The organism is Acidimicrobiia bacterium (assembly GCA_040880805.1).
Taxonomy (GTDB): domain Bacteria; phylum Actinomycetota; class Acidimicrobiia; order IMCC26256; family DASPTH01; genus DASPTH01.
Window position 1 is genome coordinate 20111 of sequence record JBBDHW010000062.1, and the last position, 17136, is coordinate 37246.

The 17136-nt window shown below is 68.9% G+C and carries 12 protein-coding genes and 1 pseudogene; 2 read left to right on the forward strand and 11 right to left on the reverse strand.

Annotated features, from left to right (window positions below):
- From WD271_16685 to WD271_16695, 3 genes are all read right to left on the reverse strand, one after another.
- Positions 1-2191, reverse strand: a 2191-nt coding sequence (locus WD271_16685; protein ID MEX1009457.1) for an arylsulfatase, incomplete at its 3' end; no start/stop codon positions are given.
- A gap of 32 nt (positions 2192-2223) precedes the next feature.
- Positions 2224-4608, reverse strand: coding sequence for an HAD-IC family P-type ATPase (locus WD271_16690; GenBank protein ID MEX1009458.1), 2385 nt, complete (start codon positions 4606-4608; stop codon positions 2224-2226).
- Positions 4609-4624: 16 nt separating this feature from the next.
- Positions 4625-5860, reverse strand: coding sequence for a TrkA C-terminal domain-containing protein (locus WD271_16695; protein MEX1009459.1), 1236 nt, complete (start codon positions 5858-5860; stop codon positions 4625-4627).
- Between the two features lie 128 nt (positions 5861-5988).
- Between WD271_16695 and WD271_16700 the strand changes: the two genes are divergently transcribed.
- Positions 5989-6615: a dienelactone hydrolase family protein gene (locus tag WD271_16700; protein ID MEX1009460.1), complete on the forward strand. Its 627-nt coding sequence runs from the start codon at positions 5989-5991 to the stop codon at positions 6613-6615.
- Positions 6616-6721: 106 nt separating this feature from the next.
- Here WD271_16700 and WD271_16705 read toward each other — a convergent pair whose 3' ends face one another.
- Positions 6722-7936, reverse strand: coding sequence for a magnesium transporter (locus WD271_16705; protein MEX1009461.1), 1215 nt, complete (start codon positions 7934-7936; stop codon positions 6722-6724).
- Between the two features lie 211 nt (positions 7937-8147).
- Here WD271_16705 and WD271_16710 point away from each other — a divergent pair, with 211 nt between their 5' ends.
- Positions 8148-8528, forward strand: a complete 381-nt coding sequence (locus tag WD271_16710; protein MEX1009462.1) for a hypothetical protein — start codon at positions 8148-8150, stop codon at positions 8526-8528.
- Between the two features lie 19 nt (positions 8529-8547).
- Here the strand turns inward: WD271_16710 and WD271_16715 are convergent, their stop codons facing one another.
- From WD271_16715 to WD271_16745, 7 genes and pseudogenes are all read right to left on the reverse strand, one after another.
- A complete protein-coding gene (locus WD271_16715; GenBank protein ID MEX1009463.1) occupies positions 8548-9261 on the reverse strand; it encodes an MOSC N-terminal beta barrel domain-containing protein in 714 nt (237 codons plus the stop codon).
- Entirely contained in the window at positions 9258-9812 is a 555-nt protein-coding gene (locus WD271_16720; protein ID MEX1009464.1) for a nuclear transport factor 2 family protein, read from the reverse strand. The genes WD271_16715 and WD271_16720 overlap by 4 nt, the downstream gene beginning before the upstream one ends.
- A 100-nt stretch (positions 9813-9912) precedes the next feature.
- Positions 9913-13134: pseudogene (locus tag WD271_16725) on the reverse strand (error-prone DNA polymerase).
- Between the two features lie 196 nt (positions 13135-13330).
- A complete protein-coding gene (locus tag WD271_16730) occupies positions 13331-14281 on the reverse strand; it encodes a hypothetical protein (GenBank protein MEX1009465.1) in 951 nt (316 codons plus the stop codon).
- 4 nt (positions 14282-14285) lie between these two features.
- Complete coding sequence (locus tag WD271_16735) at positions 14286-14597, reverse strand: VOC family protein (GenBank protein ID MEX1009466.1); 312 nt, start codon at positions 14595-14597, stop codon at positions 14286-14288.
- On the reverse strand, positions 14594-15550 hold the full coding sequence (locus WD271_16740) for a sulfotransferase (protein ID MEX1009467.1): 957 nt from the start codon (positions 15548-15550) through the stop codon (positions 14594-14596). Before WD271_16740 ends, WD271_16735 begins: the two co-directional genes overlap by 4 nt.
- A 21-nt stretch (positions 15551-15571) precedes the next feature.
- The gene (locus WD271_16745; GenBank protein ID MEX1009468.1) at positions 15572-17116 is read right to left on the reverse strand and encodes a DNA polymerase Y family protein; all 1545 of its coding nucleotides are present in this window, start codon (positions 17114-17116) and stop codon (positions 15572-15574) included.
- Positions 17117-17136 lie beyond the last annotated feature (20 nt).

Here is a 17136-nt window from a genome sequence, read left to right on the forward strand (position 1 = left end):
GCGTCCCGGTGAAGCGGAACGGCGGGCGGTACTCGTCGATGACCGGCATGCCCATGTCGTACCCGCAACAGAGCCCTTCGCCTGTGATCGAGAACCGGGTAGGCGTGAACCGTCGTATCTCGGTGGAACCCGCGGCATTGCCGTCGACGAGGAGCGTCCCGGTCCCGCGATGCTCTCCGCTCTTGTCGAAACGGAATGCCAGGGTGTGGTGGCCAGGGGTCAGCTCGACATCCGAGGTGACCCGGTACTCCTCGAGCCCCGCGAAGTTGTGGACGTAATGGAGCCGGCGGTCGCGGACGAAGAACGCGTAACCGCCGAAGATGGAGCCTTGCGCGAGCAACATCCCCTCCACGTCGAAGCCCGGAAGCTCGACCTCGGCGGTAATGGCGTGCGTACGGTTCCGTAGGTTCACCGCGGCTTCCTCGGTGACCGGACCGGCCATCGGGTAGTACACGTAGCGGCGGCGCGGCACATGGCCCGCCGCCTCCTCGCCGTACAGGCGGTCGAACGGCGTGTTGTCGAGCGGGAGCACCCGGTACTTCGCCGCTTCGATCCACCATCGCTCAACGAGCTCGCGGAGCAACTCTGGCCGCTCCGCCGCGACGTCATGACACTCCGACACGTCCTCGTCGACGTTGTACAGCTCCCACTGGTCGTCGTCGAACAGCACGCTCGGATCGGCGAGCGGGTGGTACACGACCGCCTTCCACCCACGGTGATAGATCGCGCGGCAGCCCAACATCTCGTAGTACTGCGTGTCGTGCTTCGACGCCGCGTCCGGGTCGGTGAGCGTCTCGGCGAAGCTGACTCCTTCGATCGGACTTTGTGCGACGCCCCCGATCGACGCCGGCGCGTCGACGCCGACCATGTCGAGGATCGTCGGAACGAGATCGATGGCGTGCACGTACTGCCGCCGGACCGCTCCACGCGCCTCCAGACGTGCCGGCCACGACACGATGAGCGGGTCGGCCACACCTCCCTCGTGAACCTCTCGCTTCCAGCGGTGGAACGGCGTGTTGCCGGCGACCGTCCAACCCCACGGGTAGTTGTTGTGCAGTCGCGGTCCGCCGAGCTCGTCGATCCGAGTGATCGCTTCCTCCACCGTGCGCTCGGCCTGGTTCCACGGTCGCGTGTCGTTGATCGAGCCGGTGACGCCGCCTTCCGAGGACGCGCCGTTGTCGGAGAGCAGGAACACGAGTGTGTTGTCGAGCTCTCCCAGCTCGTCGAGGAAGCCGAGCACGCGTCCGATGTGATGATCGGCATGACTCAAGAACGCGGCGAAACACTCCTGGAAGCGTGCCGCGAGCCGTTGCTCTTCGGGCGCGAGCGAGTTCCAGGCCGGCACCCAGCCGGGGCGGGGTGACAGCTCGGTGCTTGCCGGGAGCAGCCCCATGGACTGCTGGCGGGCGAAGGTTGCGTCGCGCCACACGTCCCACCCGGCGTCGAAGCGGCCGCGGCAGCGCTCGATCCACTCGGGCGGCGCGTGGTGCGGCGAGTGGCACGCGCCCGTACAGAAGTACGTGAAGAACGGCTTGTGCGGGTCGGCGGCCTTCAGGTCGGCGATGAACTCGATCGCCCGGTCGGCCAGATCCTCGGTGAGGTGGTAGCCGTCCTCGAACGACCGCGGTACGGGTACGCGGTGGTTGTCGTGCACGAGCGACGGCGCAAATTGGTGCGTCTCGCCGCCGTGGTACCCGTAGAACCGTTCGAAGCCACGTCCGAGCGGCCAGCGCGCACGCGACGCGCCGAGGTGGCGCTCCTCGTCCGGCGTGAGATGCCACTTCCCCACCGCGTACGCGGCATACCCGTGCGGCACGAGCATCTCGGGAAGGAAACCGTGCTCCTTGTCGATCCGCGCGTGATACCCCGGGAAGCCGGTCGCGAGATCGGTGATGCGACCCATGCCGACGCTGTGGTGGTTGCGACCCGTCATCACGCATGCGCGCGTGGGTGAGCACAACGCCGTGGTGTGGAAGTTCGTGAAGCGAAGTCCGTTGGCCGCGAGCCGGTCGATGTTGGGGGTCTCGATGTCGGAGCCGAAGCAGCCCAGTTGCGCGAAGCCGACGTCGTCGAGCAGCACGATCAGGACGTTCGGTGCACCCCCGGGCGCACGCACCGGATCGGGCCACCACGGCGCGGACTCGCGCCGGTACCGACCGACGACCCCGGGGAACGGATCCCAGGCACTCACAACCAACCTCCCGGACGAGCGGACGCCCGACGTTACGCGACGTCGCGCCGGTTTGCGACGACGCGACTGAGACGCCAGCCCACTTCCAGCAACACGATCGCGATCCCCGCGATGATGCCCGCTTCCACGAGCACGTCGTCGGGCGGAAGCTGCAGCGCGTAGAAGTCGCGCAGGCCGGGGATCGCGAGAATGAGTGCGACGGAACCCGCCATCGCGCCCACCAGCAGCGTCTTCCACCAGTTGAACGGCCGGGCCTGGATCACGAGCACCCAGAGGCCGACGACGACCAGCACCAACGTCGCGGTCGTGCGCGCCTCGATCAGCACGAGGTCGTGGCCGAACCGCGCGACGCCGTAGCTCACGAGCGTGGCCACGAACGCGACGATGCCGGCCGGCACCGTGAAGCGCAGTACTCGTTCGACAAACCCGGGGATGTACCGGCGCGAGTTGGGCGCGATGGCGAGGAAGAACCCCGGGATCCCGATCGTGAACGTGCTGATGATCGTGAGGTGCCGCGGCAGGAACGGATACCTCCAGCCGGCGATCACCACCGCGATCGCAAGGAATGTGGCATAGACGGTCTTGGTGACGAAGAGGTTCGCCGAGCGCTCGATGTTCGCGATCACCCGCCGACCTTCGGCGACGACACCGGGCATCGTCGCGAACTTTCCGTCGAGCAGGACGAGCTGCGCGACCGCGCGTGTGGCGGCGGCGCCAGAGCCCATGGCCACCCCGATGTCGGCATCCTTCAGCGCGAGGGCGTCGTTCACGCCGTCACCCGTCATCGCGACGACGTGCCCCTTCGACTGGAGCGCGCCGACCATGGCCCTCTTCTGCTGGGGTGTGACCCGGCCGAACACCGAGTTGGCTTCGAGCACTTCGGCGAGCTCCGCCTGGTCTTCGGGGAGTTCGCGCGCGTCGACGCCCGTTCCCGCGTCCGGGAGCCTGACGCGTGCGGCGACCGCCGCCACGGTGCGCGGGTTGTCACCCGAGATCACCTTGAGGATCACACCCTGCTCGTGGAAGTACTGCAACGTCTCGGCGGCGTCGGGGCGGATCTTCTCCGCGAACATCACGAGCGCCTTCGGTACCAGCCCGGGTGGCAGCGTGTCGTTCTCGAGCGCGGCATCGCTGCGGGCGAGTACGAGCACACGACGACCGCCGGCAGCGAGCTCGTCGCCGCGCCGGCGCGCGGGCAGCGACGAGTCGGCGAACACCATCTCCGGAGCTCCCATCACCCATGAGCCCTGACCGTCGAAGCTCGCCGCACTCCACTTGCGCGCCGAGGAAAACGGGATCGCCCGGCTGCGGTTCCAGCCGTCGGGCGACGTGAACGTAACGGCAAGCGCGTCGAGTGTCGCGTTGCGGTTCTCGTCGGCGGCAAGCGCGCCGAGTGCAGCGGAAACGTCACTGCCGTCGAGCTGCTCGACCTCGTCGAACACGATCTCGCCCTCGGTGAGCGTGCCGGTCTTGTCGAGGCACACGACATCGACGCGCGCGAGGCCTTCCACCGCGGGAAGCTCCTGCACGAGCACGTTGCGCCGCGCCAGCGTGACCGCAGCGACCCCGAACGCGATGCTCGTGAGCAGGACGAGCCCCTCGGGAACCATGCCCACCACTCCCGCGACGGTCCCCCGCAGCGCCGCGTCGAGCTGGTCGTCGCGAAGCTGGCTCCAGAGGAGCAACGCCGACGTGGGGATCAGCGCCCACGTGACGATGCGAAGGATGAGGTTGATGCCCTCCATCAGCTCCGAGCGGGTGAGCTGGAACCGGCGCGCCTCGGTGGCGAGCTTCCGCGCGTACGAGTCTCCTCCGACCGCCGTCGCCTGGAACCGGCCGCTACCGGCCACGACGAAGCTTCCCGAGAGGACCTCGTCGCCGGGATGCTTGTCGACCGGGTCGCTCTCGCCCGTGAGCAGCGACTCGTCGACCTCGAGCCCCACCGCGAGCTGGACCACGCCGTCGCAGGAGATCTGATCGCCGGCGCGTAGATCGAGGAGATCGTCGATCACCACCTGTTCCACCGCGATCTCTGCGACCTCGCCCGCTCGAACGACCCGCGCACGCGGCGCGTTCAACACTGCGAGCTGGTCGAGCGTCCGCTTGGCGCGGAGCTCCTGGATGATGCCGATTGCCGCGTTCGCAAAGAGCACGATGCCGAAGGTCGCGTCCTGAATGGGACCGACCACGATGATGACGGCGAGCATCGCGCCGAGGATCGCGTTGAACCGCGTGAAGACGTTCGCGCGGATGATCTCGTTGATCGTGCGGCTCGTACGCTCGCCGGTGTCGTTCACCGCACCGCGCGCCACGCGCTCCTGCACCTCGGCAGCGGCGAGGCCCGTGGGGGGCGTCGTGAACTCGGGTGGCTGCGACGCGGGGAGCGCGGTGTCGCCCGATGTGAGCGGCGCGGTCACCGGTCGACGCCGAGGTTCAGGACTCGACCCGTACGAGGGCAATCTCGCCGGTGGCGTCGTCTTCGAGCACCCGGTAGCCGCCGAGCTCGGCGAGACGCTGGCGGCCTTCGTCGGGTCCGATCGCGATCAGCTCGTCGCCCGCTTGGAGCTGAACCGGGCCGCGTGGCCGGTAGAGGTAGCGCCCGGCGCGGCGGATCGCGAGCAGGTAGTAGCCGGTCTCGAGCTCCAGCTGCGCCTCGGCAAGCGTGCGTCCGTCGAGGAACGAACCCGGCGAGACGGGGATGCGCGCGATCACCTCGTCGCTGTCGCCGAGCGCGATCGCGAGGACGGGATGCATTTCCTCGCCCTCTTCGACGAGCCACACCATCTGCTGCGCCGCGTCGCCGAGCTCTTCGGCCGCGCCTCCGAGGTGTAACAGCCCGCGCAAACCCGACGGCTCGACCTGTTCAGCCGCGCTGCGCAACACCCAGATCTCGAGACGCTCGCGCATCTCGTCGAGCCGGTCTTCGAGGTGATTCACCTCCGCGGCGAGGCTCTGGTCATTGAAGAGCAGCGCCGAGTATGCGAGTCCGATCGCAACCTCCGACACGTTCTTCATCTCCACGAGCACATCGACGGCGCGATCGAGGTCGGTGATGATCGCCGGGTCCTCGTCGGTTCCCGGTGGGCGCCACTCGGGTGCACCCGCGAGCTCACGGAGCTCGGCGATTCCCTGCGCCGGTCCCCGCAGGATGAGCACGTCGCCATCCAACAGCATCTCGTCACCGTCGGGATCGAAGAGCCACTCATTGCCGCGGCGGATCGCGACCACGCGCATCCCGACTTCGACCGGAAGCGCGACGTCGGCGAGCGAGCGGCCCGCGAGCGCGCTGTCGGCCCGGACCCGCACGCGATGCGAGACCTCCTCGGCGGCCGCGAGGTCGGCGACGAGGCCCGCGGGGATCCCGAGCTTGTGGGTGACGATGTGGGCGATGTCGACGCCGGCGTTGCCCATGCGTTCGATCGCGGAGAGCACGTGCAGCACGCTCGACATCTCCTCGGCGTCGCGAGGTGATCGAGCAGCGAGGACGCACACCTCGCGCATCGCGTGCGCGAGATCCTCGAGCCGCTCTTCGAGGGCCTCCACCTCGTTGGCCATGCGCGCGTCACCGAAGAACAGGGCGGCATACGCCAAGTCGACCATGAGCTCGGAGGTGTCTTTCGCCTCCGAGAGCATGGTCTTGAGATTGCGGGGTTGGTCGTCGGGTGCCATCAGCTCCCGGCAGGGCCGGTCCCGAAGAGGATAACCCGCGATATCGTGCGCGCCCTCTGCCACTCGAGCCGCCAGTCGAGCCCGCCAGTCGAGCCCGCCAGTCGAGCCCGCCAGTCGAGGAGGTCGCAATGGCGATCCAGCTCCCCTATTACCTGTCGCTCCCGACCACCGACCCGCCGTTCCCCGGCGTGCTCGTCGTCCACGAGGGGATGGGCATCTCCGCGCAACTCCTCCGGCTCTCCGAACGTCTCGCGGCGGAGGGCTACGCCGTGTGTGCGCCCGACTTCTTCTTCCGCTCCGGCGGACCCGAAGCAGCCGATTTCACGGAGCTCATCGGCTCCATCACACCGGAGCAACTGAAGGGCGACCTCGCGACGGGCATCGGGCACCTGCGCGACGCAGGTGCCTCGTCGATCGGCGTCACCGGCTTCTGCATGGGCGGGTGGTTCACGTACCGCGCCGCGCTCTGGGCGAAGGGTCTCGGCGTGCAGGCGGCGGTGCCCTTCTACGGCGGCGGGATCGCACGCGAGATCGGTGATCCTGCGTGCCCCACGCTCCTCTTCTTCGGCGGGCGTGACGAGTACATCTCCACCGAGGACATCGAGGCGGTCCAGCGGCACCACGGAAACGACGTGATCGTCTACCCCGCCGCCGAGCACGGCTTCATGCGCGACGGCTCACCGAACTACGACGAGGCATCGGCTACCGACGCATGGAAGCGAATGCTCGCCTTCTTCGGCGAACACCTCGCCTGATCACGGGCGGCGGGAGCGGTGACGAAGAGAGCGCAGCGAGCGAAGGAACTCGCCAGGAGCGAGCGGCCGCGAGGCGGTATCCCGCCGAGCAGCGAGTGACGAATCGTTAGGTCAGCCCCAACGCGACGATCGCGAGAATCAGCGCGAGCGCTCCGAGCAAGTCGAGGCTCGACGTGACGATCGGGATCGCGTGGTTGTCGGGGTCAAGGCCGAGCCGGTACGACGCGACCGCGCCGTAGAAGCCCACCAGCACCGCGAACGTCGTGGAGATCGCGCCTGCAACCATGGCGACGGCGATCATCTCGAGCGAACCCGGGCTCTCCAGGCCGACGACGGCCGCCGCGATGTCGGCCGACACGCCGAGCAACAGGAAGACGGGTACCGCGTAGAGGATTACGAGCAGCACGTCGTCGGCAACCGCGCGCAGGCGCCATCGGGCGGGCTGGAGCGTGCCGAGGTGCAGCTTGGTCGACACCCGCGCCCCCAGGATGCTGCCGAGCGCGCCCGAGTCCTCGAGGAACGGCGGCACGAGCACGAGCAGCGCCGGATACACGATGAACGACGAGAACCGCTTCTCGATGGTGAGGCCCGCGATCACGTCGATCGTGCCTGCGAGAACCAGGATGGGGATCGACTCGCGAGCAATGCGCCGCAGGATGGGCGCGCGCGACCGCACGCTGGTGACCAACGCGACGAGTCCGACGATCGCGCACACCACCGCGACGATCGGCGTGACCCAGTTGAGCCCGACGAGGTAGGTCGCGAGGAACAGGGCGGGCAGCGTGACCACGTCGCCGGCCGCCGTCACGATCGGTGCAGCGACATTGTCGAGGTCCCAGTCGCGCCGGACCGAGAGCGTCGCAACTCCCACTGTGATGGCCATCACCACGATCGACGAGAGGAACCCGCCGATTACCGAGATCACCACGAAATCGGCGATCGAGATCGTGTTCTCGAGACCGAAGCCCACCGAGATCACCTTGGCCAGCACCGCGAGCACGAGGGAGATCGAGAGCGAGAGCGAGATCGAAGCCGCGAGGTTCTGTCCGACAACCGTGTCGCGGCGCCGCGACAGTTGGAACGTTCCGGTGTGGATCGCGGTGCTGAGGCGGCTCCCCAGCGCGCCGAACACGTTGCCGCGCATTCCGATCGCGGCGGGAACGAGCACGAGGAGACCCGGAAGCGCTTCGAGAGTTCCGGTGATGGAACCGAGCGTCAGCCCGGCGAGGAGGTCACCGCCCGAGCTGATCAGGAGCGCGACGAAGCCCGCGCGGACGCCTGCAGCATCCGAGCGCAACAGCGCGCGAAAGCGCGCAGCCACAGCTCGCCACGAACGGAGCATGGGTACTCGGAGGTTCGTTCATTTCCTCGCTCCAGGGAACGCACAAGGGTAGCGGGAACCGGGCCACCCCGGTGTACGTCGAAACGGGCATGATCATCATCATGCGTCGAGCCGCGCTCCTCATCGTGGCCGTCGCCCTGGTCGGTCCAGTGATCGTCGCCACGGCTGCTGACCCGGCGGGCGCCTGCTCGTGTATCGGGGTCGCCGACAGCAGGCGTTCGGCGACGCGGACGCCGTGTTCACCGGCCGGCTGGTCGACGTCCGCCGACCGAAAGAAGTTCACACATCGCTCGATCCCGCCACCTGGGTGTTCGCGGTCGATCGCGTCTACAAAGGCGTCGTCCGCAAACGACAGGAGATCGTCACCGCGATCTCGAGCGCGTCGTGCGGCCTGGAGACCACGGGAACCGGACGCCTCGTCGTGTTCGCGACCGGCAACCACGGTGTCGGCATCGGTCCCCGTCCCGGTAAGGGTCAATACGCCGCGAGCCTCTGCGGCGGAACGCGGTTGCTCGCGGACCGCAGCGTCCCCGCGACCTTCGGCAACGGCCACCCACCGAAGAAACAGTGACGTACCTGCCAGATCGTGCTCAGATCGGGGTGAGCGCGTCACCGACGCGCGCGGTTCCGGGTTGCACGACGAGGGCGCCCACCGCGAGGCATCCGTCACGCTCACGGTTGATCGTTCGGAGCACGTCGAGGTCGCGCTCGATTCCGTTCGGTTGCGGCCGAGTTGTCATCACGCAGCGGGGAATGCGTACGGCTACGTTGAGCCGCGAGTCGCCGAGCGCCACCTGGGAACCGACCAGCGAGTCCTCGTCGTCACCGTCGACGAGAATGTTGGCGCGGAACCGGCGCCGATCCCACCCGGCGATCGTGCCGGTCGACACGAGCGAGACCTGCGCGAACGCCGAGTCGTGGAAGGCCGCGTTGGACCCGTCGAACGGTGACCAGTCACTGGTGGCCTCGTGCTCGAAATCCACCGGGTTCTCGTAACGTCGGGTCACGTCGGCGTCGGCCGAGCGCAGCATCACCCGCCGGCCGAGCCATTCCGACAGCGCGCCGTTGTCGCGCGTCATTGAGCCGTCGGGCAAGGTGATCTCGATGCCACCGCCATCCTGCAACCGTGCCGACGCGAACAACAGTTCGGGAACGCGACGCGCGGTGAGCCCGAAGCCGGTGTCGACGTCGAAGATCGCGAACGAACGATCCCCGTCGATGCCACTGGCGGTCACCGCGGCCGTGTCGAGCTGTTCGCCCTGGAGCGACTTCACGGGATACCGCCACAGCTCGACGACCCTCACCGCTCACCACGTTCCCAGAAGCGCCCCCAGGTCTCGAAGGCCTCGGGGAGCTGATGCGTGGTGAGCCCGTCGCCTCCTTCGTTGACGCCCGCGCCATGCCGCGGACGGGTGAGCGCGTCGACGATGTACCAGCGATGGAACCGGCGCCGCTGGAAGCACCATTCATCGTCGACGCGCACGTACGAGTCCCAGTACTGGAGCATGCCGATTTCCCACTTCTCGGTGTCAGGCCGCTCGAGCTCGTCCCGGCAGTACACGATCCCGTGCGCGTGGTCGGCGTCGTCGAAGTCGACGATGTGGTTCCCGACGAAGTGCACGGACGTCTTCGGCCCGCTCATCGTCTGGGTGAACCAACGCTTCAGCGCTTCCCGGCCGCTTTCGTCCCGCCCAACCCGGACATCGGGCACGAACAGCTCGACGAGAGCGTCCATGTCTCTCGAGTCGAGCGCGAGTGCGTATCGGAAGGGCAGTTGGCGGAGAGCGGCGAGGGACTCCATGCGGTCCAGCCGCTCCTCTGCGGTGGTGGGCGTCCAGGTTCCGAGTCGTGACATGGTCGGTGCTCCCGTCGGTTCGATCATCGAGAATGTAGAGGCCAGGCGAAGGCGCGTGTGTGGTGCGGATTCCGCACCCAGGGGCGCACCTTTGGGTCTCTCAGCGGAAGTCGCGGGAGCGGAGGAGCTCGTCGAGGCGGAGTGGCAGGGCCACGATGCGGCGGGCGAGCACGTTGATCACGCCCTGGTACCGCTCGAGCACGCCGTGGATCTCGAGCGCGGGCGCGGTTCGCGCGACCTTACGGAACCGCTTCCACACGTCGGGGGTGCAGATCACGTTCACGAGGCCGCTCTCGTCTTCGAGGTTGAGGAACACCACTCCCTTCGCCGTCGACGGCTTTTGGCGGTGGGTGACCACTCCCGCGACGTCGACGATCGTGCGGTCGGGGAGGTCGCGTAACGCGTCGGCGGTGGTCACGCCGCGCGCTGCGAGTTGCTCGCGCACGAACTCGGTGGGATGGCGCGCCGCGGAGAGACCGGTGGACCAGAGGTCGGCGGCGACCTCCTCGATCTCGTTCATCCCCGGCAGCGTGGGAGCGTCGGCGCCCGTGACCATGCCGGGCAGCTTGTCGGCGCGGGCATCACGCAACGAGCCCGCGGCCCACAGCGCGCTGCGCCGGGTGTGCCCGAAACACTCGAACGCGCCGGCGGTGGCAAGGTTCTCGAGGGCGTCGGTGGGCGCATGCGTCCGGCGGGTGAAGTCTTCGAGGTCGGTGAACGGCCGCTCGGCGCGCTCGGCGTCGATGCGGTCGAGCAGCGCGCTGCTCAACCCGCGCACGTACCTCAGCCCTACCCGCATCGCGTGGATCGACGGGTCGGCGTGCCAGCCGGGGCGCGGCGTGCCGATGGGTCCCGCCGCCTCGGTACGCGGCTCGATCGTGCAGTCACGCCGCGACGCCTGTACGCACGGGCCCAGCACCTCCACGCCATGGCGGATCCCGTCGCGCACGATGGTGTGCGGCGCGTAGAAGCCCATCGGCTGCGCGTTGAGCAGCGCGCACGCGAACTCGGTTGGGTAGTGCAACTTGACCCACGAGCTCGCGTACACGAGGTAGGCGAAGCTCACCGAGTGGCTCTCGGGGAAGCCGAAGTCGGCGAAGCCTTCGATCTTGCGCACGATGTCGTCGGCGACCTCGCCGGTGATGCCGCGCTCGGACATGCCTTCGTAGAGCCGGTCGCGCATCGCGGCCATCCGTGCGCGTGAGCGCTTCGATCCCATCGCCTGACGGAGCCGGTCGGATTCGCCGGGTGTGAAGCCGGCGACGTCGATCGCCATCTGCATGAGCTGCTCCTGGAACAGCGGCACGCCGAGGGTCTTCTCCAGGCACTTCTCCAGCAGCGGATGTGGGTAGGTGACGGGCTCCTCGCCGTTGCGGCGACGTAGATAGGGATGCACCGAGCCGCCCTGGATGGGACCGGGGCGGATGAGCGCGACCTCCACCACGAGGTCGTAGAAACACTCGGGCCGTAGCCGCGGCAGCGTGGCCATCTGCGCGCGGCTCTCCACCTGGAACACGCCGATGGTGTCAGCCGCGGTGAGCAGCGCGTAGACCTCGGGCTCCTGGGGAATGGTGGCGAGGTCGACCTCCACCCCTTCGTGCTCGCGGACGAGGTCGACGGCGAGGTGCAGCATCGTGAGCATCCCGAGGCCGAGCAGGTCGAACTTCACCAGGCCCGCGGCCGCGCAGTCGTCCTTGTCCCACTGGAGCACCGAGCGGTCTTCCATGCGCGCCCACTCGACGGGGCAGAACTCGATGAGCGGACGATCGGCCAGCACCATCCCGCCGGAGTGGATGCCGAGGTGGCGCGGGAAGTCGAGCACCTGCTCGGCGAGATCGAGCGCAAGCTTGGGAACAGCCACGCCGTCTTCTGCGAGCGTCGCGAAGGAACCGCTGCTGTGCCCCCAGCGGTCAATGCGCTTGGTGAGCGCGTCGGCCTGACCGGGTGAGAGACCGACGGCCTTCGCCATCTCGCGCAGCGCTGAGCGCGGCCTGTACGTGATCACGTTGGCCACCTGCGCGGCGCGCTCGCGGCCGTACTTGTCGTAGACGTACTGGATCACCTCCTCACGGCGCTGGTGCTCGATGTCGAGGTCGATGTCGGGTGGGCCGTCGCGCTCGAGCGAGAGGAACCGCTCGAACAGCAGGCCGAGGGCGACGGCGTCGGCCTTGGTGACGCCGAGCGCGTAACAAACCGCGCTGTTGGCCGCGCTCCCTCGCCCCTGGCAGTAGATGTCGTGGATACGGCAGAACTCCACGACCTCGACGAGCACCAGGAAGTAGCCGGGAAAGTTGAGCTGCTCGATCACGTCGAGCTCGTGGGCGATCTGGTGCATGGCCTGCTCGTGCTGGGGGTGCGTGCTCGGGTAGTAGACAGCCGCGCCGCATGCGGTGAGCTCGCGCAGCCAGCTCATCTCCGTGTGCCCGGGCGGCACGTCGTGATCGGGAAGCTCGGGCGCGGCGAGGTGCAGGTCGAACGCGCATGTACTCGCGATATCGACGGTTCGCTCCACCGCACCCGGCCAGCGAGCGAAACGGCGCTCTTGCTCGCTCGCGCTACGCAGGTGCGCAAGGGGTGAGGCGGGGAGCCAGCCGTCGATCTCGTCGAGCGACCGGCGCGCGCGTACCGCTGCGAGCGCGGTAGCAAGCGGCCGCTGCGCGGGGGTGGCGTAGTGGACGTTGTTCGTAGCGATCACGTCGACCGCGGCCGCGGCCGCGATCATCGCGAGCTCGTCGTTACGGTGACGGTCGATCGGATCACCGTGGTCCCACAGCTCCACGAGCACGCGGTCGCGACCGAACGCGGCGGCGAGCTCGTCGAGCGCGCGGCGCGCGGCCGCGGGACCGTCGCGCACGAGTGCCGCGGGAACCGTGCCCTTGCGACACCCGGTGAGCACGAACCACGACTTGTTCGTGGCGCTCGGAACGGGATCGAGGTGCACCGCGGCGCGGGCGGTGGCGGCGAGCCCGGGGATCGTGGTGCGGGGCGCGCCCTTCTCCCCCGCGAACTGCGCCTCGCTGATCGCACGCGCGAGCCGGGCGTATCCCGCCGGCCCCTCGGCGAGGACCACGAGATGCTCGCCCTCCGGGTCGGGGATCCCGAACGGCTGCCGCTCGATCCCCAGCGTGAGCTCGGTACCGAACACCGCGGGCAGACCGTGCTCGCGGGCGGCGAGCGCGAAGCGGACCGCGCCGTAGAAGCCGTCGTGGTCGGTGACCGCCAGAGCGGCGAGCCCGAGCCGGGCGGCTTCGACCGCCAGCTCCTCGGGGTGACTGGCGCCGTCGAGAAAGGAGAAATTGGTGTGGCAGTGGAGCTCGGCATAGGTGGCCACCCGGTGACGATATCGAACATATGTTCGACAGAGCAAGGGCCAAGGGACGACTTCTGCTACCTCACGACTCGAGGGCGGTCACCGGCGAGCCGCACGAGCTCGAGATCTGGTTCGCGGCCAGTACCAACCGCGCTACAAGGACAACCTCGAAGGCTGGCGCGCGTCCGCCTTGCCCGTCGCAATCGACCTACACGTGTAGGTCGTACGCGTCGCTGATCGGGAACTGCGCGAGGACACGGGCGGCGGTGCGGGCATCGTCGGCAGAGAGGCGGGTGCGCCACTTGCCCGGCTGTTCGGAGGCCACTCGGCTGACCTGGAAACCGGTGCCGGGGCGGTCGCGCTCGATGACGAAGTCCTCGGAGTCCTGGGTCCACTCGAGTCCGATCGAAGTGACGAGCTCACGCATGCGTTCGACCGGTGCTCCACACAGGTTCTCGTGATCTGCGACGTGCAGTTCCGGGTGCCGGCGCACGTGTTCGTCGAGCACCGACATCAAGAGCCCGGTCCTCCACGCCATGCACGTGAGCAGATCGACGGTAGAAGGTTCGGCCACGCCGAAGCGCTCCATCGCTTGTGCGCGCGCCGCGGGCGCGAGCCAGTCGAGCCCGGGCGGAATGTCGACCGCGAGCGCGCTCGCCACGACGTCGAGCGGATGGCGGCGACATACCACCACGGTCGGGTTCCAGTTCGCACGGAGCCAGTCGAGTGCGAAGTGGACGCGCACCGACTTGACGACCCGCGTGCGCATGTGTCCGGTCACGTGCTTTGGCACCGCCAACGCGCTCGCGATACGCAGCCGCGGGGCAACGCGCGGGTGCTCGGGATGGCAGACGGCGAGGCGATCGTCTCGCTCGGCACTCCGAAAGATCGCACGCGAAATCCTTCCCTGTCCCCGTGCGTAGCGCGGTACCGCACCGAAGGCGGCGTCCCACAGCTTGCGGTACGCGGCCGGCCCCGGTTCGTCGCGTGCGATCACGGGATGACTCCCGAGGCCCTCGACCGCTCGCACGGCGAACGGGTTCAGCTCGGGATGATCTGGTTCACCCACGAAACCCGCGCCCGGCGTCGACCGCAACGTCCCACCCACCCACGACGTACCCGACCGTTCGACGCCGACGACAAGAATCCGCGCGGGCACGGCGTCAACCAATGCAGAACTCGTTGCCCTCCGGATCGTTCATCACGACCCACCGGGTGCCGTTGCCATCACGCCGGTCGATCTCGCTCGCGCCGAGTGCAACAAGGCGCGCGATCTCCGCTTCCACGTCGCGGGTCGCGAGATCGACGTGCATTCGGTTCTTCACCGTCTTCGGCTCGGGCACCTTGAAGAAGAGCAGGTGCACGAAGTCGTCGCGCACCTCCGTGGGCTCGTAGCCGGTGACGGCGGTCCAGAACGCCGACAGCGTCCGCGGATCGGCACAGTCGAACGTGACGTTGAACACGAAGGCGGTCACGAGCTCTTCGACACTTCGAGGTCGTAGCGCGCGGCAATCGGGAACTGCGCGATCGCGTCGGCAGCCGTGCGAGCGTCGTCGGCCGACAAGCGTCGTCGCCAGGCATCGGGGAGATCGGTCGCAATCCGGTTCAACTCGTAGCCGGTACCGGGACGGTTCGATGCCTCCACCGCGGCTTCGTTCTCGGCCGTCCAGTCGAGGCCGAGCGCGGTCGCGAGTGAGCGGAACCCGCCAACCGGATCGCGGCACAGTTCCTCATGATCGATCGCGTGGAACTGCGGATTCGCGCGGAGCACGTCGTCCAACACCGACATCTGCACACCCACTCCCCACGCGAACGCGGCAACCTCGTCGTCGGTCGGCGGAATCTCGACGCCGTACCGGCGCTTCGCCTCGTCGCGCACCGCCTGCGCCACGCCTCCGGGCCGGGGCCGGTACTTCATCTCCATTCGGCTCGCGACGACATCGAGCGGATGCCGCCGGCACACCACCACCGCCGGCTCCCAGTTCGCAGAGATCCACTCGACCATGAACTGCGAGCGGATCGATTTCACGACGCGGTGACGAGTGTCGGCCGGCAGGTTGCGCGGCACCGCCAACGCCGCGGCGAGGCGCAACCGCATGCTCACCTTCGGATCTTCGGCGCGCGTCACGCGCAACCGTTCGTCTTCGTTGCTCTTGGAGTGCAGCCAGACGGCGATCCGCTGCTGACCAGGCACGTAACGGATCGGCGCGCCGAACGCGACATCCCAGAGGTGGCGGAGGCCCGGTGGTCCCGGGTCGTCGGGCCCGAGGATCGGCGAGAATCCCATGCGGGCCGCTGCTCGCGCCGCGAAGGGAGACTGCCCCGGGTTGTCGGGCTCGAGGAGGAAGCCGGCCCCCGGGGTGCTGCCGAGCGTTGCCGTGACCCACGACGTCCCGGATCGTCCGGGACCGACGACGAGGATCCGCATGCGCTGAGTCTGGCACCGTAGTCAGTCGTAGATGGCTTCGACCTCGGCGCGGCCGCGCGTGACCGCGACCAGGCACGCGATCGCCGTGTCTCCACCGCCGTCGACGACCACCTGCCACAACGCACGACGCCGCCTGCGCCCATCCCCCGTTCCGGCACGGAGCCGGTCCCCCGTTCCGGCACGGAGCCGGTCCCACCAGCGCAGGTCGTGCGGCCACGGTCCCGCCCACGCGACGAGCGGTCCGCCCCCGTTCGGCAACGCCACGCACCGCAGATCGGCGGGTGCCGCCGACGGCTCGCCGCGTCCACTCACGGTGATCGCTTGCCCGTCGGCGTCGACGAGATCGGCCGGGAGCGGCGGGTCGAAGACACGCGCCGGCGACGGCCCGGGGACCGTGCCCGGCCACGGCGCTGTCGGCGCCGCTGCCTCCGTCGCCCACTCCTCGCCCCAGGGCACCCAGCGCACCCGTTCCGTGGGAGTCCGTCCCCCGACCGGAACCGCGGTGACCACCGACTCGGGCCCGAGCATCCCTTGTACCCGTGCGAGCGCACGCGCGGCGTGGTCGCCAGCTGCGGGATCGCCGCCCCAGAAACCGAGCTGGCGCCCGGTCGCGGGCACCACCTCGTCGGGCACGAGGCACAGCTTGGTGATGCCCCCGGTCGCGGTGAGCCAGCCCTCGAGCTGCCACCGCACCCGTGTGACGAGCGTCGCGGGGGTGAGCGAGCCGTCGTGGCGCCAGCAGCGCGCGAGCTGTTCGCCGTGCTCGGTCTCCGCTTCCACGACGACACGAGTGCACGACAACCCGAGCTCGTCGAGCCGGCCGAGCAACCGGTCGGCCAGGCCCTTCGCCGCGAACGCGGCTCGGTCGACGCGTTCCGCGGGCGGATCGAACTCGACCGTCTCGATCAACTCGGCCGGGACCCCGGCGGGAACCGACTCGTACGTGGACTCGCCGCGCGCGAGCCGGAGGGCGTGCACACCGGGAACGCCGAACCGTCCGAGGATCGACGGCTCGGGCAACTCCGCGAACGCGCCGAGCGTGCGCAGCCCGAGTCGCGCGAGAAGATCGGCGAGCTCGGCGCCACCGTCGACGTGGGGCGCGAGCACTCCCACCGACCACGGTGCGAGGAACGCGGCCGACTCACCGTGCGGCACGACGAGCGCGTCGGCCGCGCGCGCGGCGAGCCCGGCAGCAAGGTTGCCGTCGGCGATCCCGACGCGCGCGTCCACCACACCCACCTCGCGCACCGCCTCGAGTACCCGCTGCGCGAGCGCGTCGTCACCACCGAAGTAACGCGAGGGACCGCGTGTGGGGAACGAGCAACGTCCCGGCCGGTCGAGCACGAGCAGCGGCACGAGCTGTTCGACCGCGCGCACCACCGTCTCAAACGCGCGCGCGTCCGCCGCATCGTCGGCGTCGACAACGGTGAGCTCCGCACACCGCGCCTCTGCTTCACGCCGTCGCAAACCTCGCGCCACTCCTTCACGACGCGCTTCGGCCGACGCCGCTTGCACGACGAGACCACGATCGCCCAATCCATTGGGTCCCACAACCGCCACCGGCACGTCGTGCAACTCGGGGGCGC

What these genes read in the sequence shown, in the direction of transcription:
- WD271_16695 (MEX1009459.1), bottom strand. Translation starts at nt 5,860, where the DNA reads ATGGCACCCGACGACCAACCCCGCAATCTCAAGACCATGCTCTCGGAG.
- WD271_16700 (MEX1009460.1), top strand. Translation starts at nt 5,989, where the DNA reads ATGGCGATCCAGCTCCCCTATTACCTGTCGCTCCCGACCACCGACCCG.
- WD271_16720 (MEX1009464.1), bottom strand. Translation starts at nt 9,812, where the DNA reads ATGTCACGACTCGGAACCTGGACGCCCACCACCGCAGAGGAGCGGCTG.
- WD271_16740 (MEX1009467.1), bottom strand. Translation starts at nt 15,550, where the DNA reads ATGCGGATCCTCGTCGTCGGTCCCGGACGATCCGGGACGTCGTGGGTC.